Here is a 23,426-nt window from a genome sequence, read left to right as displayed (position 1 = left end):
GTACATCTGAGCGGGCGCGATGGCCCGCTCCAGCTTCTCGATGCGCCGAATGACCGCGCTCATGCCTCCTCCCGGTCAGACTCGCCTGCATCACTAACGATTCTGATCAAGACCACGCGGGCGCCTTCGGGCGGACCTCCCGAGCCAAAATGACGGGCAAACGCCGCCTCCTCGCTTTCGCCTTCTTCGCAGAGAATGACTGCTCCGTCTGGACACGTGGACGAACGCCGCCGCTCGACCTTGTCCAACCGCCGCTGCAAAGCCCTCATGCCGAATGGCCCACCTTTTTGCTCACATGGCAGCCCGCGGGTCCAGCCGTCCACCGCCCGCATCAGTCCACGACCTGCCGACGGGTCAGCATTGCTCCACACAGCTTCTCCGGCTTGTCGTCGTCCCGCCCTTCCAGCTGCTCCAGGGCCGCGGAATGACTCTCATGGCCCGCTTCCTGTCCGTTCCAGCTCGCCCAAGCGCCGCTCGATCTCCACCGTCTCGATGGCCCGCCGCTTCAGCTCCAGCGCGCCGATGACGGTGGACGCTTCCGCCGGCGTGATCGTCCCTTCGCCCATCGCTTGCAGCGCCGTCGAGATGGCTGCCAGGACATCGTCGGGCGTCTTGATCCCAAGCAGCGGCAGCTCGATCGGCCGGTCCTTGGCGTTCGGCACAAGCTTGTCGGCCAGGATCTTCGCCGCCGCGATTCGCTGGTCCGTCGTCGGATATGCCTTTACCTGCTGGTCGGCGTCCTTTGTCGGCGCGGTCTCGACCGGCTCGCCCCGCATGATCCGCGTCAGAAACCCGATCGGGTCCGCTTCCTGCTCGATGCGAGTTCGGCTCGCGAACGTCGCCTTGTTCGGCGTCCCCGGCTTGCGGCCGCCCCGGCGTTCACCGGGTTTCGATCCACGACTCATCGCTAGTCTTTGCTACTTCTGCAGTCATCGTTCGTGTTCCTCGCGTCAGCCCGTTTGCAATCCGATAGCCACGGATCTGCGGTCCATGACCGCGCAGCTCGGTTCATCAGTAGGACGGTCGGCTAAGGCACCCATGTGCCGATTCTACCACGGTCGACAAATAGAGCTGTCCCGCGTGACACCGGGGTACTGGGTCAGTTTGATGGAGGTGTGCTTTGTGCCAGAGGCCGACACGGGTATCGCCCCGCAGAGGGACTTTAGCCCTTACGCCCTAGATGTCAGGCAGCGGCCGGATTGCGTCGGCACCGAACCATTTCGTCAGCGTCGTGAGTGCTGGCTGGCTCAACTCCTGCGTGAAGAGCACCGCCAAGCGGCGCCTCGGCCGCGAACAGGCGACGTAGAACAGATTTCGGTTGCGAACGAACGCGTCCTGCTTGTCGGCAGGGATGCCATTTTCGAACCAACAGAGCATCTGCTCAAAGTTGTACTGGTTCCACCCCCGGCCGACCACGACCAGCACATTCTCGAACTCTGCGCCCTTGACACCGTGCTTGGTCGCGAACGGTGTGAGACCGTCAATGTAGCGGTCGAGTGCGATAATTTCGCCGTACGGTACGGCGCGCAACTTGCGCAGCCGTGACACCCACGAGACCTCACCCTCCTGAGGCTCCGGGGGGAGCTTGGCGAAGTCCCGCTCCCGGTCCTCGACCTTTTCTGGCAAGCGAAGATGGCCGCACGCTCGGAGGTGGTCGAGCACCTGGCCGACATCGCCGATCTCACGAAGGTCGAGAAGCCGGGCTATGGTCTTGGCCCAAGCAAGCTTGGCGCCGTGCGAGGCGATCGGCGGAGCGCCTGTCCCCAAGGCCTCGAACATCGCGCCGTAGCGCTTGGCCACAAAGGCCGCGCAGGCCGGCTCAATGATATCCACTAGGTAGGCGATGTGGGGATCTTCCTTCTTGATGAAGGCGTCGTTGTTACGGAAGGCAGCGGCGATACTCGCGTAGCCCTGCTCCTTGGCCAGGATGTTGTGGGTGAGCATTAGGATCTTGGCGTGAGCAGGATCAAAGTTCCAACCCGACTTCCCTAGTTCGGCCTTCGTGTGTTCCAGGTAGGCGTGCGCGGCGTCTGGACTTACGTCGCCCTTCCAATGCGAGCCGCCCTGGCGCTGTCCCTTCCATGCATTGGTGTGGAAGACGATTGCCTCGCCTGGCGCTTTCGGATCCCTCACCATTTGGATCAGGTCCGGACGCATACGGTTCAATGGGTCGACGATGGCCTGCGTCGAGCGGAAGTTCGCCTGTTTCCCGATCACTGTTAGCCGTGGATGAGCGACCTTGCCGCAACCATCGCCGTAGATTTTCTGCCATTCGTCTCCAAAGAGCCCGATGAGCGGCCCCTCACCAGTGTCAAGAAAATGGGACTTCAGGGCCTCGACGAACCCTGCGTCGGTGTCTTGGTATTCATCGATGAACAGGATTGGGTACCGCGACGTGAGAACGCGCCGGAACTTCGGCTCGGCCAAGCAGGCCACCATCAGGGCCAGAACATCGTCATGGCGGAGAGAGGCGACCGCGTCGTCCACCCTCAGAAAGCCGAGGTCGTACTCGACCCATTGCCCCTTCAGACCCCCAGCCTCCCCGATCGCTTCTGGCCACTTTTCGATGCTGGGCAATAAGGAACGCAAGTGCGGCTGGAAGTCCTTCAGAATGGACCAGCAGAAACCGTGTATCGTGTCCGAGTGGATCGCGAGATGGCGGTCGGTGCGCGCTTCGATCTCATCCTTGGCGACATTGGTGTAAGTAATGCAGGCGATCTGCTGATGATCGCGGATGAGTTTCGCGCCGCGTTCTGCCAGCAGCCGCTGCAAGGCGTCGATGAGCGAGTAGGTTTTGCCAGCTCCCGCGCCGGCTTCCAGTACGAAGCATCCGCCAGCGTCGATGCAGGCGTGCAGCTTGTCGAGTGCAACCTTGGAGGCGATCTCTGCGGGGTTTGCGGGATCTGGCTCAGCCATCGGCGCCAATCTCCACCACGGCCACCGCTTCGACCATGAAGTTGACCGGTGCCGGCGGTGGTACAGCTAAATCCTTGGCGAGCCACAGCAGCGCCTCGGCGATGTACTTCGGCGGCGTCCAGTCGGTCTTGTCGATGGCGTGTTCCAGTGCGAAGGCGGACTTCTTTTTGGTCTTGGCGAGCGCCTCAGCCTTCTCCTCAAGCTCGCCATCTGGGACGGCATCCAACCCGAAGAGGATCTTGTTGGCGAGCATGAAGGCGTCCTCAAAGCTCCGGCCGCAAGGCGCTCCATCCGCCTCCGGGATCTGAAAAGCCAATCGACGGATACCTTTGATGCGCTCGGCCTCGGACTTTGCAACCAAGGCCGCCGGCTCGACCGCAGCGCCCCCAAACCAGTCCGTGATACAGGCGTTGCTGGTCGCCACGCCTTCCGAGACTCGGCAACCGTCCCCCGTCGCGTTTAGCGGATCGATATCGGTGATAATCAGCGCAGGCAGTTCCAAGAAGTCGAGCAGCTTAAAGAACCGATGGGCATAGGCCCCACCGACCTCCATCACGGTCAGATACTGGCTGGCAAGGTTTGGCGCCGTCGCGTCCTCGGCATCCACCTTCTTGATCATTTCGGGCAGCAACAGCCGCTCGGTCGTCCCCTCGATCAGCACCGCCTTATCGGCGAAGAAAAGATCACAGCGCGTGAGGGTCAGATATTGGTGCAAGAAATTGCGGTCAGCCTCCGGCTCACCGCCTAGGCCGTCACGCAGATCCTTGACCTGCGCCGTGCGGAGCCCCGTCGCTTCCGGATCCGGCGCGGCCAAGAAGTAGCGAATGGCCGTGAAGGGCGCCGCGTTGGCCATGTGGGGCGAATGGGTGGAGATTACGAACTGAACCGGCCAAGGGACGCCGTCATTCATCTCCTTTACGAAAACATCTACGATCTTCTCGATTTGACTAATGAACACCTCCTGCATCTGCGGGTGCAGGTGTGCCTCAGGCTCCTCGATGAAGACGAGGTGCACGCCCGCGGCGGCGGCACGGGCTTTGAAGGTGCGGAAGAAGCCCAGGAGCTGTAGCAGAATGTATATGAGGTTCCGTGCGCCGAGGCCATTATAGGCTTCCGGAAGTGTAAGGCCGTTCACGCCCGTGTAGCGAACCTTCGTGTGGCTCTGCAGCAGGCGTTCGACGTTGAACGTGGTCTCTGTGACCAGGCCCGGGTCTGAAAGGCCCGGATAACCAAAGAGCTTGAAGGTTGGCAGCAGCCCCGTCACGTGCTGGCTGATGTTCTCATGCAGTTCGCGCTGGATTCCCTCTACGGCCTGCTTCAGCTGTTCGGCAGTGCTCTTGTCCTTCGGGTCGGCCGAATCGGCGACCGCAGTCGCGAAGAGGACTTGCAGGACCTTGCCCAGCACATCGCGGTCGCGATTGGTGGTATCGTCTAGACCGCGCTGGGCGGTGATCAAATCACCGCGGACAATCGCGGCCAGCTGCGACAAGTCCATGGCCTTACGATTAGTCGGGTCGTTTGGATCGGCCGCGTGAATAGTGAGCGTGTAGGTCGACGAGATCCGATCTTTGATGACTCGGAAGAAGCTATTTTTTCGCTCGAGCGGCGTCGCGCCGTCCTCGCCGATACCGCCAAGCAGCGCTGTCAACTTGCCGTCACTCGGGGCGAAGCACACCACGACCGCCGCTTCGCAGCAGTCCGGATCGAGATCGATTATGCAAGCGCTCAACGCACCTAGATTCTGCGCCTCCTTGTCGTAGGCGAGCGTCAGTTGCACCTCGATGACTGGAAGGACACTTCGGACCTCGTTCTGTCTCTTACCCTCTTTCAGAAGCTGCGCGGCCTTCCAAAACCCGTCATGAGCGGAGAGCGAGAAGTCTTCCAGCCTGAAGGTCGGCTTCTGATCGACCAACAGCCGACGGAAGAGCTCTGTGAGCGAGGTCTTGCCACTGTTGTTGCGGCCGACGACCAAAGTAGTTCTGGGTTCCAGAAGAAGCGAGACATCCTTCAACAGCCGAAAGTTCTTAACATCAACACGCTTGATATGCATCGCGCCCCCGTTCGTCCCCAGACGCACGCTACAATCTAAAATAGTTTTGGTGAAGATTTTACGAATTGTGCGGGTGCCTTGCCGACGCGGAGGCACGTAGTGAAACCGCTCCTCTCCGACTCAGCCGCTGTCGAGGCGAGTATCGACGAAGCGTCGCTCGGCCTTATTCAGGCCGATGGAGGCTTTGGGTCCTTCGTCCGCTTGCTTGTCAGGCTGAACCGGGAAGAAGGCGTTTTTGGACCGCAAAGTCAGTTGTAGAATGACCGCTCAGAGTCGCTTCTGTTGAAAGACTCTGTAGACTCAGCTCGGCTGCAACAATTGAATCGTCACGGCGCGCATGGCGTAATAGCAACACACTTGATCACTGCCCGCGCAGCGCCCAGTCGTTGAACAGGTCTTCCAGAGCGAGACGCACGGCCCGCCGATCCTTGACTTCCTCTTCCAGAAGTTCGCCGCGGTCGATTAAGGCGGCGATTGCGTCCTCGTAGAAGGCGATCGGCAGCACGAACTGCACGCCGTTCCGCCGTCGCTCCCGCTCGCGGCGCTTTCGGTCCCTTGAGCTCACAATGCCCCGTCCAGCTGCCAGAGCGGAACTTGGCCGGGCGCGCCGGCCCGACCGCGCCGAAGTCTTTGCTTTCCGCCGTTCCTCGTCCGCAGCTTCACGGCATCGGCCGATACCTCGACAACGTCGCGCCCGATCAAGAACCGGACGAGCCCGGCATGATCCAGCCGCGCCATAGGCGCCCGCGCGTCCATGCCGAACAGGTCCGCCGTCGTCCACCCCAACTCCGAGAGCCGCCCGCCCCAGCGGTCCAGCAGCCGGCCGCAGGCATCGACCAGCGATTCCCAATCCGATTGCGTGATCCCGGTCGGGCAGGGCATGGCGCACAAGCACGCATAGCCCTCCGCCCACTCGCACGGGATTCGGCCGTCGTGCTCGATAATCGCCGCGCGTTCCTCGCAATCGCCGGTCGGGTCCGAAGCAGCGGCCTCCGGTGCTGTTTCTCCCCCTGTGTCGTTAGTGCCATTAGCTGCCGTTAGGGTCGAAACGGGGCTATTGGCACCTATTGCCACTATCGGCACGGGGTCGGAAAAGGGGGCGGCCTCATGAAACGCCTGGAGCCACTTGCTCATAACGCCACCTCCCTCAGCTTCGGATTGACCCGGTAATCCTCTCTCTGCCGGCCGCACGATCCGCCTTCGCGGGCGGGCGCGGCAATCAACCAGTCGGCATCTTCGAGGTGAGTGATTGCGGCCCGGATCTTATCGGCGGACCGCAGGCCGGGGAGTCTGACCCGGCGGCGGAGGTCTCGCGCATTCAACAGAGCGGGGCGCTCTCTTCTGATCCACCGGGCCAGGGTGGCGGCGTTACGCTCGTCCTCCGGCAGCGCTGCGTCCCCATAGGCCCGCTCCGCCATCGGCTTGAAGTAGTCTTCGACCAGCGCTACAGCCCCGATGAGGGCCGCTTTGCCGACCGACTCCGGCTCGCCCCGGTCGGGAGCAGCGGCCCACCAGAGGTATTCGAGAACAAGCGACAACCGGAGGACGATTCCGGGGAGCTTGCCCCAATGGCTCGTGAGCAACCCGCTCGTGGCCGCCTCGGACTCGGCGTGCTCTTGCCGCCAGCCATCGAGAACGGCTAAGCCGTCTTCGGCCAGAGGCAACGTGATCGGCCGGGGATTTCCTTGGTCATCGGTCCCCATCCGAAGGGCGAGAAGACGGCGAAACGCGGCCATCGCCGCAACGTCGTCGGATACTTGCGAGGGCCGCCGGGGCGGAATGGGCTCGGGCCAGATCAGCAGAAACCGGGACGCCAGCCCGTCGTCATCACCGGCCATCAAGGTCGAGGCGAGCCGGTCGGGCTGGATGCCGCCAAGGACGCAAACCGACAGATGGGGAATGGTGATCGGTTCCCGCCCCGTCTTCACCCGGTCAACGGTGAAGGAGCGGCCGCCGAACGCCTCGATCCACAAGGCCCGGTCGCCCCCGTTCGAGTACCGCCCGAAGGAATCGAGCCAGCCGGCCAACTCGTCCCGCGTGAGCAGCAAGCCCTTCGGGTTGACGGAGTGGAGATTGGCGAGAGCCTCCGGCGTCACGTCGCTGGTCCGCAGCCGCGGCCGGGCCGGCTCGACCGGCTCCACCGCTTCTGCCGGGAGTTGCGGTGCGGACCAACCGTTCTTGGTCGCCTCCTTGACCTCTGATTTCCACCGCTCGTGAAGGGTGTGGGCGATCTCCTTGTCCGTTTGCCATCGTCGCAACCGCTCAGGGTGATCCGCCGCCAGATCGCTCTCCAGCGCCCTCAAATGGTCGATGACGGCCGCCTGCCCCGGCGACTTCGCCGAAGACGGGCGGCCGACCAGCGCGATCCAGAGTACGGGCGGCTCGCTCCACTTCTGCCACGGTGAAACCCAGCGGGCGTTGCCGATCAACGCGGACGCTCCCGCGAGAAGCGAGCCGAGCACGTAATCAACCGGGCACCCCGCACCTTCGGCGGTTGCCGCCATCCAGCCGGACCAGAAGGGGCCGAAGACGCCAACCGGCGGTCGCGGCGCCGTCCGCCGGCTTCCGTTCACGACCGAAAGGTCCGGCTCCGGCCAGCATCCCGTGAACACTTCGGCGCCATCCACCGCGTTGCGGATGCGCGTCGCTGCATCAATGTTCATCGCTCGGAACTCCACGCAGAATGTCGTTGAAGTCGCTCCCGAGAGGCGGCCGCGCCATGCGGACGATGCGGCCTTCGGCCATGAAGCGGCGGCCGGCGCGGATCAACAGCGCCTCGGCGCTCTCCGGGTCGCGGCTGTCGGCGTCGGCGCAGATGACGACCTCGCGCACGACATCCGGAAACCGAATGCCTGGGCGGCCCATGTCCGGCTCCTCGGCCGGCAGGACGCGTCCCGGCAGGCGGGGATGGGGCTTGCCTGGACCGAAGCCCGCCCCGGCGATGTTACCGAGACTGAGCGCCGCCCACCCCGGCAGGCCGGGCACGGACTGGACCACGGAGAGGGTCGTTTCGATGCCCTCACCGATAGCCAACCGCTCGCCCGCCTTGGCGAAGCGCACCGCGCCGCCCCAGCAAATGCCGCCCATCTTCTTGGGGGAGGACACGCCGGCCTTGCCTCGGCCGTCGGACGTGAGAAACGTGCGGTGGATTCCGGTGATTGACCCGTCCGCGCCCTGCACGGCCCCGACAAGGGTCGGAAGCATAAGCCCCGTCTCCCTGTGCTCCAACGCCGCGGCGTAGCGCAGCGTCGGCACGGCCAGCAGCTCGGGCGAGGCGATGCCCCGGTGGCGTAGGTAGACCTCCCCGAGTGTTCCCGGCAGCGCCGTCGCCTCGCGCCAGATTCGCCGGGACCATGCGATCAGGTCGCGTCTCCGGTCCTCGAGATCCCGTGGCGATGGCCGTTCAATCGCCGGCCTCGGGGCGCCCGCCGCATCGTCTCGACCGGGCAGCAGCCCGGCGCGGCTCGCCAGGGCCTCGAGCGCACCCGGGAACCGAAGCCCGCCGAGCCGTTGCAGGAAGGCGATGGCGTCGCCGTGCGCCCCGCAGCCGAAGCAATGGAAGAAGCCCTTTTCTTCGCTGACGGTGAAGGACGGCGTGCGCTCGTCGTGGAACGGGCAGGCCCCGACGTGATCCCGCCCACGCCGCATCAACCGAACGTGCCCGCCGATCAACTCGACCAGCGATGTCCGTGCCCGCACGTCGTCCAGGAAGGCTTCCGTGAACCGCGGCGCGTTCATAGTGGCAATCCCTTCCGCCGCCGGGCCGCGGCCTCCTGCGAGGCCGCGATCAGCTCCCGGAGCAGCATGGTGCTGATGGTCCGATCGGTCACGGCCGCACCCCCAATCCCGCCAGAGCGGCAACGACGGTGGCGACGTGACGCAGCAGATCGGCGCGGCGGGTCAGCCAGCGCGCGGCGAAAATCTCGCTTCTGGGTGCTGTGGAGCCTGCTCTCCGGGCACCAACAGCGCCCGCGTTAGCGAGTTCTTCGGAGGCCCGGCTGCTTGCCCCTGCCGGGCCTCGTACTTCAAGCCGCGGCATCGCCTCCTCCCGTGTCCGAAGTGGAGCGGCGCTCCCCCGCGGCAAGGAAGGTATCCAGGGCCGAACGGCGATAGCGGACCAGACGCCCGATCTTGACGTAAGCTGGACCGATGCCCTCAAGGCGCCAACGCTGCATCGAGCGAGCGGAGACGGGCCGATCCTCGCCACCAAGGTAGCGGCCGGCCGCATCTTCGTCGTACAGGGGATCGTTACCAGCGGGCGATACACTATCGGCCACTGGCGCCGTAGACGAGTTGAGATCAGGCAATTGCACCTCCATCGAAGGCGCCTGCTTGGCGCCTACGGACCGCCTATCTGGCGGCGACCAACGCGGGGATGCGTCGGCTGGAGGTGATTAATTGCACTCAGGATTGGGGGACGGCACCAGTCCCGTTGACCCTACGTGTCCCCCTTCCTCCTTCGGAACCGCTTGATCGTCTGCGTGATAGCATCGCGCCTCATCTCGACACCGAGCGGTTTGAGGCAGTGGACGACAAAGTCCATGGACTGCGCCCCTTTGGCCTGAAACGGCCGGCCGAAGTGGCGCTCATAGATTTCGGGCAAATCTGCGCCGATGAGATGCGATTGAGCTGACGGCCCGGCAGCATTCACCTTGGGATCGCCATGCACATCGTGCTGGAGGTACAGCCTCGCGCGATTCGCACAATCGCGGAAACCGGCCGCCGCCCGTATTAGATCTCTCGCCGCGCCCAGGACTGGATCAGGATTGAATGTCAGGCTGTCCCCGATCGTCCCGGCGAACCTGGATAAGGCGATTAAAACGTGGTTGGGAATCCGGGGCTCGGCGTCGGGCCCAGCATCCCTACTGCCAGCGAATAGCTTTAGGACCCGCCGCGTGGCATCCTCGATCGAAGCCAACATCTCTTCGCGGGCTTCGTTGGCAGGAAAACTCTGAGCCGCTGTCCGCCAATCGTAGCAGAAGGCCGCGTGTTCGAGATCCCTTTTCAGCGCAGCCGGACCGGCGTCGGACCGCAAGCCGCCGCCGGCCTCTATGATCTGCTCAAGGACTTTTTCGGAATAGTACATCCAGCATCGCCCCTACCGGCGCCAACCCTACAGAAGAACGTCGGGGCGGCAGGCCGGGTGTTAGGGACCCGGCACTCGGCCGCGACACCTAGCCGCCCCAAGCCCTCAACCTCTCAACCTGACCACCTCGGCCGCCTCTGCTTTCTTCGCTGCCGCCAAGATGCGCTGTCCATGTTCCTCGATCGCCTCACGCGCCGGATCGGCCCCGAGGCGCGCATAGGTCAGCGTGGTCGAGATGTTGGCGTGGCGTAGTGCATCCTTGATGGTGTTGAGATCGACCTTGGCCTGAGTCATCCACGAGCCGACCGTTCGCCGGAGGTCGTGCAGGCGGACATCCTCGACGCCCGCCGCTTGCCTGATGCGATCCCATGCCTTCCAGATGTTCACCAGATGCTTGCCCTTCTTGGCCCCCGGAAATAGGTAAGGATTGTCTTTGATCGCGGGGAGCGCCTGGAACAGCGCGACGGTAGGGCCGTTTAGCGGCGCATGTTGCTCATCGCCCGCCTTGGTATCGGGGAGCCTTAGAAGTGCCCTGTTCCAATCAACGTCAGTTCGCTTCGCTTGAAGCAGCTCCGTTTTGCGGACGCCGACAAGGAGATAGGTCCATAGCGCCCCGCGAATGTAGATGTTCGGCTCCGCGTCGATAGCCGCCGCCAGCGCTGGGACCTCTTCGGGCAGAACCCACCGCTTGCGCTTCTTCTCTCGAAACCGGGTGATATCCGTTGCGGGGTTCGGCGCCGTCTCGTCTATGATGTGCCAGACTCGCGCGAGCTTGAACATCTTCCGGAGGATTTCAAGGAGTCGGTTCGCCTCATAAGGCGCCCTCTTCCCTATCCTCTTGTGGAGGTCGGCTATCTCGTCGCGGGTAATCGAGGCCGCTTTGCGACCAAGCCAATCGGCCGGAATATGGTTGTTCAGGCGGCGCTCATCCTTGGCCCAGGTCTTCTTATGAACCTTGGCGTGATCGGATATGTATTTCTTAATCAGATCGTCGAGCGTCTTCCGGACCGCCGCCTTGCGCTTCTCGTCGAGCGGGTCTTTCCCCTCTTCGACTTGGACGATGTATTTCCGCGCCCACTCGCGCGCCTTCTCCAAGGTCAACGGGCCGAAGTCGCCCAGAGCCATAAGACGCTTTCGACCGTGAACGCGATAGGACAGGACAAAGGCTTTCCGACCGGATGGATAGACGCGGACCCCAAAGCCGGGTTGCGTGTCATCCCATCGGACATCACGGCTTTTGCCGTCGCCTTCATAGGCGAGCGCCTGAATGCGGGATTTTGTCAGCTTCATTGCCAGCCCCCCTACCGGCTGTGATGGCGCTCGATCCGGTCTCGACGGCTCAAGTCACCACTAAGTCACCAGGAGAGAGAGTAACACCGGCGAGTCATGGCGTAAACGAACAAACCAATATCAAGAAAATTCAAGATGATACGGGGATGCAAAGAACAGGGGAGCATCGGCGGCGTACGATGAACAGTGGCTGTTAACCACCGTGTCGCTGGTTCGAGTCCGGCCCGGGGAGCCAATCAAAGCGAGGGGTTGGGTCAGATAGGCCTAGCCCCTTTTTGCTTCCGGGTGACACATGGGTAACAGCGGGGCCGATTTCGGCGGCATTTCCCGTTCCCTCTCGCCATGCTGTCGGGGTAGACCGAAGCCATCGTTTCGCGCCTGATAGCCCGTGCCAATAGTGCCAATAGGTCTATGGGGGCGGGCGGCTGACCTCTGAGCCGGAGATGGATCGCTGGCGTCTCGACGGTAAAAAGCTCGCGCCGTTGCAGATGACGGACCTGACTAACACGTTCAGGCGGGCGCTCGGTGGCGCCTACAGCCCGGTCTTGGACAGTTCCATCTCCCAGGCGGTCAAGACTTGATCCAGGACGAGCGCGAGCGGATGCCTCGTTCCGTCGTCCTCGACGAGGGTCATCTGCTCACCGCTTCCGTACCGGCCAACGCCAACGGCGCCCCGGTCGTGCGCGTCCCAGGCGAGGCCGAGCGTCAGGTGCCGCGCGCGCACCTCGTTCCGATACGCCGTCGCGCTCGCGATTCCCGCGAGCCTGGCCGGGTCATGACGCTGAAGATGGCGGAACATCCGCTCGGCCATCACATCGGCCTGTGCGAGCGCCTGGAGTGCCTTCTGGCGGGACAGCCTGTCGCGCCGCCATTCCTCCACCGCGGGTTTTAAGGACGCGTCGAAAAAGTTCCTGGGGGTTTCTGCCGGCATCGGCGCTCCGTCCGCCACTGCCATGGCGCTGTGCAGGCCCAGCCTCACACGAGCTACAGCTCCGCCGCCTGCGGGCAGGGCATGGGTCGAAGCTGGCGCCCGAACTCCGGATGCTCCACGACCTCGTAGCAGGTGCGTGGTTCCGTCGCGCAACCGGTCACGGTCAGCGCCGCGAGGCCGAGCGCGACTTGCGCTGCGAACCGCGCCGCAATCCTTACCGACGAACGTCCAAACCGCATCGCCTTTCCCTCGTTCTGCATTCGAGCGCACGCAGGCTCAGAGAGTATCTAACGCGGCGAAGGCATCTGGGTTGCGTCCCAGCCGCTATGCGGGGGTATTTTGCCGTCACTGCCGCGGCGCCGTGACCTAATGCCGTTTGGGTCCAGGCGCCGGCTTCTCCGCCCGCAGCGCCTCGATCACCCGCAAGATCCGCTTCCAGGTCGCATCGTCCGCTTTCTCGGTCCGTCCAGGCGGATGATCCGCTATTTCTCGACGTCCTCGGGCATAACGTCCGTGTTGGTCCAGCTGATGAGCGAGAGCACGACCCAGCGCGTGCGGTCGGAGAAGCCGTAGGCCGGCGCGGCCGGCGAGTATGGGGCCAGCGCGCCGGTCTTCATCTCGTAGATCGTCATGCCGATCTTGGCGACCCCGGTCTCATCGTTCTTCTTCAAGATGCCAAGTTCGGGCGTGCTCGCGTTCTCCACCAGGGGGATCGGGAGATCGACGCTTGGAATTCCGACGAACATCTCATTCCTGTCGGTGGAAAGCGCGCCCGACCGGATCTCGACCACGGCATCGGCCTCGGCCCTGCCGTTAACCAGCCGCCCGCCCTCTCGCAGCAGATGATTCCGGATCGCACCGACCGCGTAGTCCCGGTCGATGCTCTCGAAGTACCTTGCATCGACCCAGAGCTTCGTCCCTTGCGGGATGCCGAGATCCAGCCCATCGAGAGCATGATCGACGGCCGCCGAGATCAAGAGCTGCTCCGTTGCCGTCCGGGACGGTTCGGTACGCCGTGTGCCCGAGCAGCCGGCAGTTATCGGGGCGAGGATTGGCAGCAACAGGAACGGAGTACGGAGCAAGATGCTTCTCCCTTGCCCGCGTTAGACGCCGCTGATGTTGTTTTGTTCCCCTGCCGCGAATCCCGCTCTGTGAGAATGCGCCAATATCCCGGCTCTCGTGACACCGAACCGGCGGCAACAAAGGAGCCGCCACCGGGAGAACGAGCGACCTGCAGCCCCGGAACATCGTAGTGAGCCATCGCCCGGCGTGACCCTTGGCAGGCGGGGTGGCAACGGCCGGAACGCAGCGCCCGCGCAGGTGTTAATGACCGAAAGTGTCACTGGCAACGCAATCTGTGCGGAGGAGGTTATCGTGGCGATTGGCACAGTGAAATGGTTCAACGGCCAGAAGGGCTACGGCTTTATAGCGCCTGAGGGTGGCGGGCAAGACGTGTTCGTCCACATCTCTGCGGTGGAACAGGCCGGAATGAGCACCCTCAACGAGGGCCAAAAGGTCAGCTTCGATACGCAGACCGAGCGCGGCAAGACCTCGGCCACGAATCTTCGCGCGGCCTGAGGCGGATAAGGCTCCTCCGAGGCCTTGGCTCCGCTCCCATGGCGGCACTGACATGAGGAGCTGTCATGCGTAGGCCGGGCTAGGGTTGACCCCTCCCGGCCCACCGGAGCCGCCGCCATTTACTCCGGCGGGGTATGTTCTCCTAATGCCCCCATGGACACGCAGAGAACTTCGGAAGCGGATGTCTAAGCCGCGGGCATTCGCGCCGGCGACCAACGCTTGGCGGTATGGCGCGCTGTTTAGTGGCGACGTTATCAGTGGCGGCCATTGACCCGTCAGTCACGTCCGCCGCGGGTGCGCCCCGCCTGAACCTCTGGGAACTCTATGAGCTGCTCTGCCGCGCCAACCGGCTATCCTATGAGCCGGCGGCGGACCGGTGGTTCCTGGATGGGGCGGAGATCCTGCCGGGGACGGATCATGTCGAGTCGTTCAGTCGGGCGGTGGTCGGCTGATTGGCCGTGGCTAATCTGAACCGTCCCCGGCAGCAGCTTGTCCCGGTAGCCGTGATGATCCCAAAATTCCTTTCCGACGCTTGGTTTCCAAACGGTCGCGGCAGGAAGGCCGAACACATGTGGGACGGGTTCAAGGTTCCCGCCGCTGGCGAGCAGCGGCGGGGACCCGAGATGCTCGTCCTTATGATATCCGCTTGCGCCGACCGGAAATCAGGCCGAGGCCCGCGAGGCCGGCGCCTAGGAGAGCGAGCATGCCAGGCTCGGGGACGTCCGCTGCCGGCGGATCGATATAGGTGTAGCTCAGCGTGGCCGTGCCGGTGATCGGCCCGGACCAGGCGAAATTGCCGCAGTTCGGATCGCAGCTGCCGATGATCGCCGTGGCGATCAGGCCGTCGCCGCTCACGCTCAGGCTTTCGAAAACATTGCGGGAGTAAACATCCAGATCGAGCGTGCCGTCGCCGATGAAGCTGGCGAGCTGCGCATCATCGTAGACGAATGTCTGGTTCAGTGCGCTCGAGCCGCTGAAGTTGCCAGAAAAGCCTCGGTAGAGCCCAGAGTCCAGATTCCAGGCATTGTGCGTTTGTTGGAAGCCGACGGCATTGGAGCCCTCTGCCAGGCCGCCGCCGAAGGTGAAGCCGAAACGATTGGTGATGTTGACGGTGATCGTGCCCGCCCCGCCGGCATTGTGCGTGATGCCGCCGATCCGGGTGCCGCCGGCGCTGAACGAAAAAGAAACGGCCTCCAGCGTGCCCAGCGACGCGTCGAACATGTCGAACGCGAAGCTGCGCGTGATCTGCTGATTGAACGCACTCGTCGAGCCGTTCGGGCCGACAGTGATCGTGCGATGGTCGTTACCGAAATTATAATCGAACGTCTGCGTGATCACGCCGGCTTCCGCAGCCCCCGGACCCGCCATCGCGGCGACAGCGATCACCGCTGCGATGGCGGCGTTACGTCGGAAATGCGTCGTCATCTTTGGTGCCCCCCACATTTGCATAAGCGCCTCTGACAAATGCAAGAATGACGCCAAAGGGAGGAAAGCGCGGCTTTCGAGCGCCGATGCCACCCGAGCGGCGGCGAACTGTAAAAAGTTCCGACACCGACTCTGTCCGAGGCGCGGCAAGGTTCTGCAAAAAGCGGGTCGCATGGGTTACATCGTTTCTCCTAGCCGTTCCCACTGCTTCGGACGCCCAAGGCGTCCGAAGCAGTCGTGTTTTCGGCCGGCGCCCTTGCTTACCCGAACGGCCAAGTGACGACGCCACCATAGTCCTTGCCCGGATAAGGCGCTTGACGAAGCGTCGCCTCGAAACCGTCGATGGCTTCCATATGTCGGATCATGCGCGCCCGCATGGCCTCGTCCGGCAGTTCGCCATAGAGTGCGCCCATATTGTCGGTCATGTGGTCCGGATTGCTTGTCGCGGGGATCGCTGCCGTAACTGCCGGATGGGAGATCACGAACTTCAGGAAGAACCGCGCCCAGCTGTCGGCGCCGAACTCATGGGCGAACTCGGGCACGGTCCGGCCCTCGACACAGGTGAAGAGGCGGGCCTTCTCGAATGGCATGCTGGTCTGAACGGCGACGCCGTTGTCGACACAGGCGGGTAGAAGCCGTTCCTCGCACCGGCGCGAGAAGATGCTGTAGTTGACCTGTATGAAGTCCAGATTCGCGGTGCGCACGAGGCGTTCCAGAGTATCGTAATATTCTGGGCTCCATTGGGTCACGCCCACGTAACGGACCCTGCCCTCCTCCTTCCATTGTTTCAGGAGATGGAGCACTTGGTCGTAGTTCTCTAGGCTGTGGACTTGCAACACGTCCAAGCGATCGCGCCAGAGCCGCTCGGCTGAACGCCGGAACTGCGCCTCGGAGTGGCTGTTGTCCGATAGCCATTCGCCGGTCGTCCAGATTTTGTTGGTTATGAACAAATCGCCAACGATTCCAAGGTCGGTGGCGAAGTCACCGACATTGACTTCCGACATGCCGTAAAGCGGCGACGTGTCGACGACACGGCCACCGGCGCTGTGGAAGCGGCTCAGAACCTCGCGAATATGATCACGCGGCTGGCCGGGGGTCACATCGAAGGTTTCAAAGGTGCCGAGACCGATGGCCGGCACCATTTCACCGGTCTTGGGGATCGCGTGCATGATCGGCGCGCCGACCGCCGAGGACTGCGCGAACGCGACGCCGCGCGGAAGCACCGATGCGGCCGCCAATGCGCCCGCAGTCAGTCCAGCTGCGGTCAGGACCGACCGCCGGTTCATGTCCTTTTTGAAATCGATTCGGTGTTTGCTCATTCCTTGGACGCTCCTTACATCTCTGGGCGATGGGCTTGCCGCCCGTCGCCGGAGAGGTAAGACACAGGCTTACGCGCTGCGCTTGCGTTCCTGACCGGTCCTGCTCAATCCTGACTCTTCGACAGGTGAAATCACGGCCTTCCGGATGTCGCTCCGGCCGGTGTATCGTGGCGATGTTCGGCATAGCGCGACGTGCATCACGATGAAAACATCCGCTCGAAGTGAAGAAAATTCACGAAATTTCGAGCCGCTCGCTCAGGGGTGGCGCCGCTTCTTGTGGTCCGGCGGAAGCTTTGACACCGCATTTCGCCCACAGACACGAAACGCGGAAGGTAAAATCAGCCTCTATCACCCGACCATTATCACCATCATCCAAGGCGGATGCCGAAGCATCGAGGTGGCGTCCGAATGCGGTCACGAATATAGGGGCACGGACTTCGCAGGATCCGTATCCTTTATCCCGCCGGCGTGCAGTCGACATATCAAGATGAGAGATGTGCACTCGGAATGGGCCTCTCTCTCCATCCGGCCCGATTTCTTCTCCGTGAGCGACGAACGCAACGCCTCACATGTTCAAGACGTGAGCACCTTCACGAACCAGCGCGATTCGTTTCTTCATGCGATGCTGGTCGAACTCCAGAGGCTGCAGAAGAGCGACGGGCAATTCGATGAGCTCTACTGTGAAGCCATGGCGGTTTCGGCCGCGCAATACATCATGCGCCGCTATGGTCCCGGCGGGCACGACCGCCAAAAGACCGGAAGGGCTCTACCGGGATGGCGGCTCCGCCGTATCGCGGAATATGTGAATGCAAACCTGGGCAATCAGGAGCTGCGTCTCGATGACGTGGCGCAATGCGTCGGGCTGTCTACCGGTTTCTTCCATCGCGCATTCAAGGAAGCCACGGGCGAGACGCCACTGGCATATATCCAGCGCCTGCGCATCCAGCGCGCGATGCAGTTGCTCGCTTCCCGCGATCTCTCCGTACTGCAAGTCGCCATGAGAGTAGGTTTCCTGAGCCCGAGCCACTTTTCCCGGCTGTTTCATCGGCAGGTTGGGATGACGCCGTCGCAATATCGAAAAGGGCGGCACTGAGGGTTAAAGCAGGCGGTCCACCAGCGCATCGACCTCGGCCTCCGCCCGGGCGATCGATCTCTTCAGGCGATCGTCCGCGAACTCGTCATACTCGACCGCCAGCGATTCAAGATCGGTGATGCCGATATAGCCGAATGCCGTGCGGATGCTGGGTTCGACATGGTTCATATGCCCGATCCGCTCGCCCTCGCCATAGCCGTAGTCGCCGCGCGAGCTCACTAGAACCAAGCGCTTTCCGTGCCCACCGAGAAGTGGCCAATAGGGTTCGCCCGGTCGCGACCGATCGAAGCCGAATGTGCGGCCGACACGGACGATGTTGTCGATATAGGCCTTGAACGGCGCGGGAACATTGAAGTTGTACATCGGCACGCCGGCGATGATCAGATCCGCCGCGATCAGCTCGTCGATCATAGCGTCGCTTTCCGCCAGCACCTCGACCATCCACCGCTCGCGCAGCTCAGGCTTCGTGAACGCCGCATGGATCCACCGGCCGGTCACCGGCGCCGGCGGGTTCTGTCCGACATCACGATAGATCACCGCGTCCGAGGGGCGGACGGCCCGCCAGCGGCTCATGAACCGGGCTGTGAGGCGGCGGCTATGTGAACCGTAGGAACTTGTATCGGATCCGCCTTGGCGGGCGCTGGCATCGATATGCAGAAGCGTGAGCATACATGATCTCCTCTCAGGCCTTGGGCGACATCACTTGCTGCGCCCTTGGCCCACAATGCCTCTGCTCCTGCGTGTTGACAAAATCGAATAGCTCACGACACAGTTGATCTGAATTCATCCATTGAGGTCGTTCATGCGCCACTTGCCCTCGCTTGCCGCCCTTCGCGCCTTCGAAGCGGCGGCCCGGCATCTGAGCTTTAAGCGCGCAGCCGAGGAGCTTCACGTCACGCCGACGGCGATCAGCCATCAGGTACGCTTTCTAGAGGACACGATCGGGATGCGGCTCTTCGAGCGGAGGGTTCGCCAAGTCGTGATGACTCCCGAGGCGCAGGTTCTCTTCCCCGTCTTGCGCGACGGCTTTGACGCCTTCGCACGGGTGATCGATGGCCTGACGCGGAAACGCCGCCGCGCGGCGGTGACGGTTTCAGCTACGACTGCGTTCACTGCGAAGTGGCTGGTACCGCGAGTCGCCGCCTTCCGTGCCGCTCAGCCCGAAATCGACCTGAGACTCCTCGCCTCCGACGACGTCATGGACCTCAATGCGGGCGTCGCCGACCTTGCGATACGCTACGGACGCGGCCCCTATCCGGGTCTGGTTACCGAACCGCTCGTCGTCGACCGGTTCGCGCCCGTGGCGAGCCCTCGCTTGGAACTGACGACTCCGGCCGACCTAAAGTCGGTCACCCTCCTCCACTTCGACTGGCGTCACAGCGACCCGAAGAACCCAACTTGGCCACGATGGCTGGCGGAAGCTGAGATGCGGGAAGTGGACGGCCAGGCCGGCCTGCGCTTCAGCGACGAAAGCCACGCGATCCAGGCTGCAGTCGCCGGCCTCGGTGTCGCACTGGTCAGCTTGACGCTTGTTTCCGAGGAACTGGCGACAGGCACGCTCGTCGCGCCCTTCGGGCCTGAGCTCGAGGGGCTCACCTATCATCTCGTCCAAAGTGGCGAGCGAGTCGTGACCGGGCCGATTGCGGCCGCGCGATCCTGGCTCCTCGCCGAGATGCGGCCGCTTCGGGTTGCACCGGTCGCCCCCGAAACCGTGGTCAAACCACAGTAAAACCGGCCTTTAAACCTTCAATATCGTTAACCAACATCCTTGGGGCGCGGTCGTCCTCAATACAGCGCCGAGGCCCGGTTGATTATTTTATCCATAACGCATATACTGCCTGAACGGTTTTCGTCACGATTTCGGTGGGCGGCACTCTTTTCGATGATGTCGTCCGCTGGTCGCCCCGGGCCCGCCGCCATTCCTACCCTCACCGAGGCGGGCGCATAGATCGGGGCAATCTTCGAAGAATGCGCGAATGGACCGATTTGTCAGTCCGGCGCCATATCGCTCATTCATACCCCACGGGCCAACAGATTGTTGGCTCGCGAGCGAGTGTCAACAACGAAGAGGAGGACGATTTGAAAGATCTAGTAACCCTTATTGGCTCCATCACGCCGGATACGGGCATTTTTTCTTACCGCGCCATCACGCCGCACGGCGAGTACTCGGTGAGAGATCTTGGTGATTGTTGGAGCGCCGTTCAGCTATCCGACCGCACTGGTCGCGCCACCGCCCGTGGCTCCACCCCGGAAGACGCCGTTCGAAAGGCGCTGACTCGACAGGCTCTTGCCGCCTGACCCTCACTGATGTCGCGGCTGAACGCGACGGCATCGGTGAGTGCCAGTATAGATTGAAGGCTTTCGGCGGTCATAATGATCGTTAGCCGTTGATTACTTGGGGCTAGTTCCCCGCGGACAATTCCCTAGGGAAAGTTCGAAGAAGGGGTCAGGTCAGAACGGCCTGGCCCCTTCTTGCTACGCTTATTCCACTGCCGAGGCGGTTACCGGTACTGGCGTCCGGAGCGTGAGCTGGGGGCCGGAGGGTTCGTCGCTGATCGAGATATAGTCCTCGTTCTCACCATTCAGCAAAGCGACGGCAACCGGCTGCCCATTCTGGTGGTTCTTCCACATCTGATAGATCGCCAGCGTCGTCGCCATGTGGGCATCCCGGCCGCCATAGAGCAGGAATTCCGGCGCGGGGGTGATCCGAAGCGTGTTGTTTTCAGCCTGCTCGACGGTCTCGACGAGGCGATAGCCGAGCTGCTGGCCCAAATCCCCAAACAATTGATCGAAATCCTCGGACAAGGCCTGGAATCCGGCCTCCATCCCGGCATCGCCGAGTTGGCTCCGGGATACCTGCTCGACAAGGTCGCTGAAGATCCAGCCTTCCTCTCCGGTGCTGGTCACGCGGACACCGAGCCAGCCTCCTTCGCTCTGCAGTTCAATCAGCTCTTCGCCCTGCTCGACCGTTGATCGGACGGTTGATGCGTCCGAGGGGCCGGCGCGCAGATTGACCCGCTCGGCCGTCACCCGATGGACATCGCCGGGCGCGGCCCAGGCGGTGACCGCAGTGGTCGCGGCGAGGGCGATACCCAGAAAGCATCCATATCCGAAACGAAACTGCATCGATCCTTTCATGCCGTCCTCCGTTTCTTCGACTCACCGGCGTGGCAGAGATGCTCTCCGCAGATCCGGTCATCAGCCTGCCCGCCGACCCACCGAGTCCTGTCGTTCGATCTAGGATTTTTACGAAGAATCAAAAGGCTCTAGAGTTGCAGCCCGCGAACGGCGGGGCACTTTGGCCCTGACGGCTAGCGATGTCTCCGCGCCTGAAGTTGCGGAACGAGTCGCGCCAGCGCGCACTCAACTTCCTCGGGAGTGTAGGGCTTGGTGATGTAACCGAGCGGGTCAGTGGACTGCGCCCGCTCGATGAGCTTTCGGTCCGAGTAGGCGCTGATGAAGACATGCGGAATACCCAATGTAGATTTGAGCTCGACCGCGGCCTCGATACCGTCGCCGGCCCTGCGGAGATTGATATCCATGAGCACCAGATCGGGGTGCAGACATTTCGCCAGCTGTATCGCCTGCCGTGCCGATCTCGCCGTTCCCACTACCTCGTAGCCGCGGCCTTCCAAATGGTGCTCGAGTGCGAGCGCCTGAAGGGCATCATCTTCGACGATCAGGATCCGGATCATTCCCACCCTGCCCCTACGCAGGTCGAGAGTCTGCAGGTTTGCCTGAGCCGAACCATTTGTCGCTCGAGCAAGGCAAACCCGTCTCAGGGCTGACGTCGCACATCGCCGCCAACGGCGATAGACCGAACCCCTACTCGTTGTCATGTCAGGCGTTCGAATGGGAACACCGGGCGCGGAAATAAGTTTCTCTTCTGATGTGTCGCAAGCGACGAATGGTTGTGGTTGAGATAACAGTTTTCACCGGCTTGCGACGCCAGTGCCGGAAAGCTTTGACCCTTCGAGCTGAATGTCATGACCGATGCCGATCGCAACACATCCTCCGGGCCCGATATTGTTCCGCAAGAGCAGGCGACGATTGCCAGCTTCGGCGACCACGCACTTCGGACGGAGGATCTACAGTCACTGCTGCAGGAGGCGGCCGTCCTGGCCGCGCGCTGCCTGCGAACCGAGAAAGCCGAAATCCTGGAGCTTCTACCGGATCATCAGGGCCTCCTGGTTCGCGCCGGCTGCGGCTGGGAGCCGGAGGTCGTCGGCAAAGCGATCATCGGCGTCGGCCTCAAATCTCCGGCCGGCTTCGCCCTGCAGAGCGGCCAACCGGTGATCTCCGAATGTCTGAGCCGCGAGGCGCGGTTCGAGATTCCGGCGCTGCTTGACGGGCATGGCATCAAAAGCGCGGCCAACGTGATCATCGGCGGCCGCGACACCCCTTTCGGCGTGCTTGAAGTCGACAGCAATGAGACGCGAAATTTTACCGACAATGATGTCGACGTCCTCCGAGGCTATGCCAATCTTCTGGCCGCAGCCATCGAGCGGCTGCGGTCCATCGGAGCGCTCAAGGCGGCAGCGGAAGAGCTCCAGGCCGCGACGGCGGAAAAGGCGCTGCTTCTGCGCGAGCTGCAGCACCGGGTCAAGAACAACCTGCAAACCGTCACCTCGGTCGTGCATCTTCAGCAGGCGTTGGCCGATAGCCCCGAGGTGCGGGCGAGCCTGGAAACGGTCGCCAATAGGCTGAGAGCCATGAGCTTGTTGCACAGCCAGCTCTACGCCCTCCATCGGACGAACACGATCGAGCTGGATGCCTATCTCCGGGAACTCTGCGAAAATCTGCTTCGAACGGCCGGCGACAATGCCGAACACATCAAGCTCGACATGCGGCTCGATAGGATGATCATCGCCGTCGACACAGGGCTGCCGCTCGGCCTGATCGTCAACGAGTTCATCGCGAATAGCCTGAAGCACGCCTTTACGGATCGGCGGGGAACGATCATCGTGACGCTGAAGAGCGCCGGTGATCAGGCAGGAGAACTCGTGCTGGCCGATGATGGCATTGGCCAGCCCCGGTCAGGCGACTTGAAGAAGGGTTCGGGCCTGGGCCTTCGCTTGATGCAGCGACTGGCCGATCAAATCGACGGCACACTCGAATGGCGCCTGGATCGGGGTACCGAGGCCAGAGTGGCGTTCCGGCGGTAGCGCTTAAACCGTCAAGTGGCCGCGGATCCGCTCAAGCGCATCCGGACCGATCAGCGGGAGGTGCTGCAGATCGCCGACGCTCTCGAAGCGGCCGTTCCTCTCGCGCCAGGCAACGATCTCGTCCGCACGAGCATCACCCAGCCCCTGGACCATCCGGAGTTCTTCGCGGCTGGCCGTATTGATGTTGACGGGCTGCCCGATCACCGTCTCGTCGATTCGATCACCGTGCCTGCCGGCCTGGGAATCGTTCTGTGAGCTAGTTTGAGGCATGTTCCTATCCTCCACGCGTTCCGTCCGTCATTTTCGCAACCGACAAGGCATCGAATGGCGTCCTCAGACCTCCTGTCTTGTCGATCACGCATCCGATGAACGGACTATGGCGATTGAGGTTCCGTAGTCATTGGTCAGCCGCATCCGTCTCCTGCTCCGGACAGGGGACAGCCTTCATGATCTGCCCATACTGCATCTCCTGCGGTTTGTAGCAGACGGCCCGGTCGGTTGAACAAGCCGCCAAGGCCAGGAGGAAGAGAGGCACTGTGTATCTCATGTCGTTCCAATCGAGTGTTCCAGAGG

At 62.7% G+C, this 23,426-nt stretch carries 25 protein-coding genes; 6 read left to right on the top strand and 19 right to left on the bottom strand.

The features are described from left to right. Window positions 1-431: 431 nt before the first annotated feature. The 13 genes from DT069_RS01805 to DT069_RS01750 all read right to left on the bottom strand — a co-directional run bounded on the left by DT069_RS01805 (window position 432) and on the right by DT069_RS01750 (window position 13,355). Window positions 432-905 (bottom strand): hypothetical protein, encoded by a 474-nt coding sequence (locus tag DT069_RS01805; RefSeq protein ID WP_119458540.1) that lies wholly within the window; start codon window positions 903-905, stop codon window positions 432-434. Between the two features lie 271 nt (window positions 906-1,176). Further along, a complete protein-coding gene (locus DT069_RS01800) occupies window positions 1,177-2,916 on the bottom strand; it encodes a UvrD-helicase domain-containing protein (protein WP_119458539.1) in 1,740 nt (579 codons plus the stop codon). Continuing rightward, window positions 2,909-4,966, bottom strand: a complete 2,058-nt coding sequence (locus DT069_RS01795; RefSeq protein ID WP_119458538.1) for an ATP-dependent nuclease — start codon at window positions 4,964-4,966, stop codon at window positions 2,909-2,911. Before DT069_RS01795 ends, DT069_RS01800 begins: the two co-directional genes overlap by 8 nt. A gap of 361 nt (window positions 4,967-5,327) precedes the next feature. Continuing rightward, window positions 5,328-5,531, bottom strand: coding sequence for a hypothetical protein (locus DT069_RS24490; RefSeq protein WP_162912919.1), 204 nt, complete (start codon window positions 5,529-5,531; stop codon window positions 5,328-5,330). Then, window positions 5,528-5,857 carry a Rossmann-fold NAD(P)-binding domain-containing protein gene (locus tag DT069_RS01790; RefSeq protein WP_162912918.1) on the bottom strand — a complete coding sequence of 110 codons (330 nt, stop codon included), beginning with the start codon at window positions 5,855-5,857 and terminating at the stop codon, window positions 5,528-5,530. Before DT069_RS01790 ends, DT069_RS24490 begins: the two co-directional genes overlap by 4 nt. Window positions 5,858-6,096: 239 nt before the next feature. Beyond that, window positions 6,097-7,629, bottom strand: coding sequence for a YfjI family protein (locus DT069_RS01785; protein WP_119458536.1), 1,533 nt, complete (start codon window positions 7,627-7,629; stop codon window positions 6,097-6,099). After that, on the bottom strand, window positions 7,619-8,704 hold the full coding sequence (locus tag DT069_RS01780; RefSeq protein WP_119458535.1) for a CHC2 zinc finger domain-containing protein: 1,086 nt from the start codon (window positions 8,702-8,704) through the stop codon (window positions 7,619-7,621). Before DT069_RS01780 ends, DT069_RS01785 begins: the two co-directional genes overlap by 11 nt. Before the next feature lie 287 nt (window positions 8,705-8,991). Beyond that, a complete protein-coding gene (locus DT069_RS01775) occupies window positions 8,992-9,285 on the bottom strand; it encodes a helix-turn-helix transcriptional regulator (RefSeq protein WP_425449932.1) in 294 nt (97 codons plus the stop codon). 119 nt (window positions 9,286-9,404) lie between these two features. Continuing rightward, window positions 9,405-10,052 (bottom strand): hypothetical protein, encoded by a 648-nt coding sequence (locus DT069_RS01770; RefSeq protein ID WP_119458534.1) that lies wholly within the window; start codon window positions 10,050-10,052, stop codon window positions 9,405-9,407. 105 nt (window positions 10,053-10,157) lie between these two features. Next, window positions 10,158-11,342, bottom strand: a complete 1,185-nt coding sequence (locus DT069_RS01765) for a tyrosine-type recombinase/integrase (protein WP_119458533.1) — start codon at window positions 11,340-11,342, stop codon at window positions 10,158-10,160. 532 nt (window positions 11,343-11,874) lie between these two features. Then, window positions 11,875-12,273: a hypothetical protein gene (locus tag DT069_RS01760; protein ID WP_162912917.1), complete on the bottom strand. Its 399-nt coding sequence runs from the start codon at window positions 12,271-12,273 to the stop codon at window positions 11,875-11,877. A 53-nt stretch (window positions 12,274-12,326) separates the two neighbouring features. Then, entirely contained in the window at window positions 12,327-12,512 is a 186-nt protein-coding gene (locus tag DT069_RS01755; RefSeq protein WP_162912916.1) for a hypothetical protein, read from the bottom strand. A gap of 243 nt (window positions 12,513-12,755) precedes the next feature. Further along, window positions 12,756-13,355 carry a DUF6655 family protein gene (locus DT069_RS01750; protein ID WP_162912915.1) on the bottom strand — a complete coding sequence of 200 codons (600 nt, stop codon included), beginning with the start codon at window positions 13,353-13,355 and terminating at the stop codon, window positions 12,756-12,758. Window positions 13,356-13,599: 244 nt separating this feature from the next. Here DT069_RS01750 and DT069_RS01745 point away from each other — a divergent pair, with 244 nt between their 5' ends. Together DT069_RS01745 and DT069_RS01740 are read left to right on the top strand one after the other, a co-directional pair. Continuing rightward, window positions 13,600-13,851: a cold-shock protein gene (locus tag DT069_RS01745; RefSeq protein ID WP_119458529.1), complete on the top strand. Its 252-nt coding sequence runs from the start codon at window positions 13,600-13,602 to the stop codon at window positions 13,849-13,851. A 257-nt stretch (window positions 13,852-14,108) separates the two neighbouring features. Further along, entirely contained in the window at window positions 14,109-14,303 is a 195-nt protein-coding gene (locus tag DT069_RS01740; RefSeq protein ID WP_119458528.1) for a hypothetical protein, read from the top strand. 181 nt (window positions 14,304-14,484) lie between these two features. On the opposite strand, the gene DT069_RS24485 is transcribed toward DT069_RS01740, so the two are convergent. Beyond that, window positions 14,485-15,369 (bottom strand): choice-of-anchor E domain-containing protein, encoded by an 885-nt coding sequence (locus tag DT069_RS24485; RefSeq protein WP_162912914.1) that lies wholly within the window; start codon window positions 15,367-15,369, stop codon window positions 14,485-14,487. A gap of 167 nt (window positions 15,370-15,536) precedes the next feature. Further along, entirely contained in the window at window positions 15,537-16,595 is a 1,059-nt protein-coding gene (locus DT069_RS01730) for an aldo/keto reductase (RefSeq protein ID WP_119458527.1), read from the bottom strand. 202 nt (window positions 16,596-16,797) lie between these two features. Between DT069_RS01730 and DT069_RS01725 the strand changes: the two genes are divergently transcribed. Then, the gene (locus tag DT069_RS01725; RefSeq protein ID WP_162912913.1) at window positions 16,798-17,688 is read left to right on the top strand and encodes a helix-turn-helix domain-containing protein; all 891 of its coding nucleotides are present in this window, start codon (window positions 16,798-16,800) and stop codon (window positions 17,686-17,688) included. Between the two features lie 3 nt (window positions 17,689-17,691). Here the strand turns inward: DT069_RS01725 and DT069_RS01720 are convergent, their stop codons facing one another. Continuing rightward, on the bottom strand, window positions 17,692-18,357 hold the full coding sequence (locus DT069_RS01720) for an FMN-dependent NADH-azoreductase (protein WP_119458525.1): 666 nt from the start codon (window positions 18,355-18,357) through the stop codon (window positions 17,692-17,694). Between the two features lie 133 nt (window positions 18,358-18,490). Here DT069_RS01720 and gcvA point away from each other — a divergent pair, with 133 nt between their 5' ends. After that, window positions 18,491-19,417, top strand: coding sequence for a transcriptional regulator GcvA (gene gcvA, locus DT069_RS01715; protein ID WP_119458524.1), 927 nt, complete (start codon window positions 18,491-18,493; stop codon window positions 19,415-19,417). 239 nt (window positions 19,418-19,656) lie between these two features. Next, window positions 19,657-19,986 carry a hypothetical protein gene (locus DT069_RS24480; protein WP_162912912.1) on the top strand — a complete coding sequence of 110 codons (330 nt, stop codon included), beginning with the start codon at window positions 19,657-19,659 and terminating at the stop codon, window positions 19,984-19,986. A gap of 183 nt (window positions 19,987-20,169) precedes the next feature. Here DT069_RS24480 and DT069_RS01710 read toward each other — a convergent pair whose 3' ends face one another. Next, window positions 20,170-20,826 (bottom strand): SH3 domain-containing protein, encoded by a 657-nt coding sequence (locus DT069_RS01710; RefSeq protein ID WP_119458523.1) that lies wholly within the window; start codon window positions 20,824-20,826, stop codon window positions 20,170-20,172. Between the two features lie 173 nt (window positions 20,827-20,999). After that, window positions 21,000-21,383, bottom strand: coding sequence for a response regulator (locus DT069_RS01705; RefSeq protein WP_162912911.1), 384 nt, complete (start codon window positions 21,381-21,383; stop codon window positions 21,000-21,002). Between the two features lie 291 nt (window positions 21,384-21,674). Here DT069_RS01705 and DT069_RS01700 point away from each other — a divergent pair, with 291 nt between their 5' ends. Continuing rightward, complete coding sequence (locus tag DT069_RS01700) at window positions 21,675-22,853, top strand: sensor histidine kinase (RefSeq protein WP_119458521.1); 1,179 nt, start codon at window positions 21,675-21,677, stop codon at window positions 22,851-22,853. Window positions 22,854-22,856: 3 nt separating this feature from the next. Here DT069_RS01700 and DT069_RS01695 read toward each other — a convergent pair whose 3' ends face one another. Next, on the bottom strand, window positions 22,857-23,123 hold the full coding sequence (locus DT069_RS01695) for a ComEA family DNA-binding protein (protein WP_119458520.1): 267 nt from the start codon (window positions 23,121-23,123) through the stop codon (window positions 22,857-22,859). Window positions 23,124-23,426: the final 303 nt, after the last annotated feature.

Source organism: Virgifigura deserti, assembly GCA_003576685.1.
Lineage (GTDB): Bacteria > Pseudomonadota > Alphaproteobacteria > Dongiales > Dongiaceae > Virgifigura > Virgifigura deserti.
This window is presented reverse-complemented; position numbering and strand designations above follow the sequence as displayed.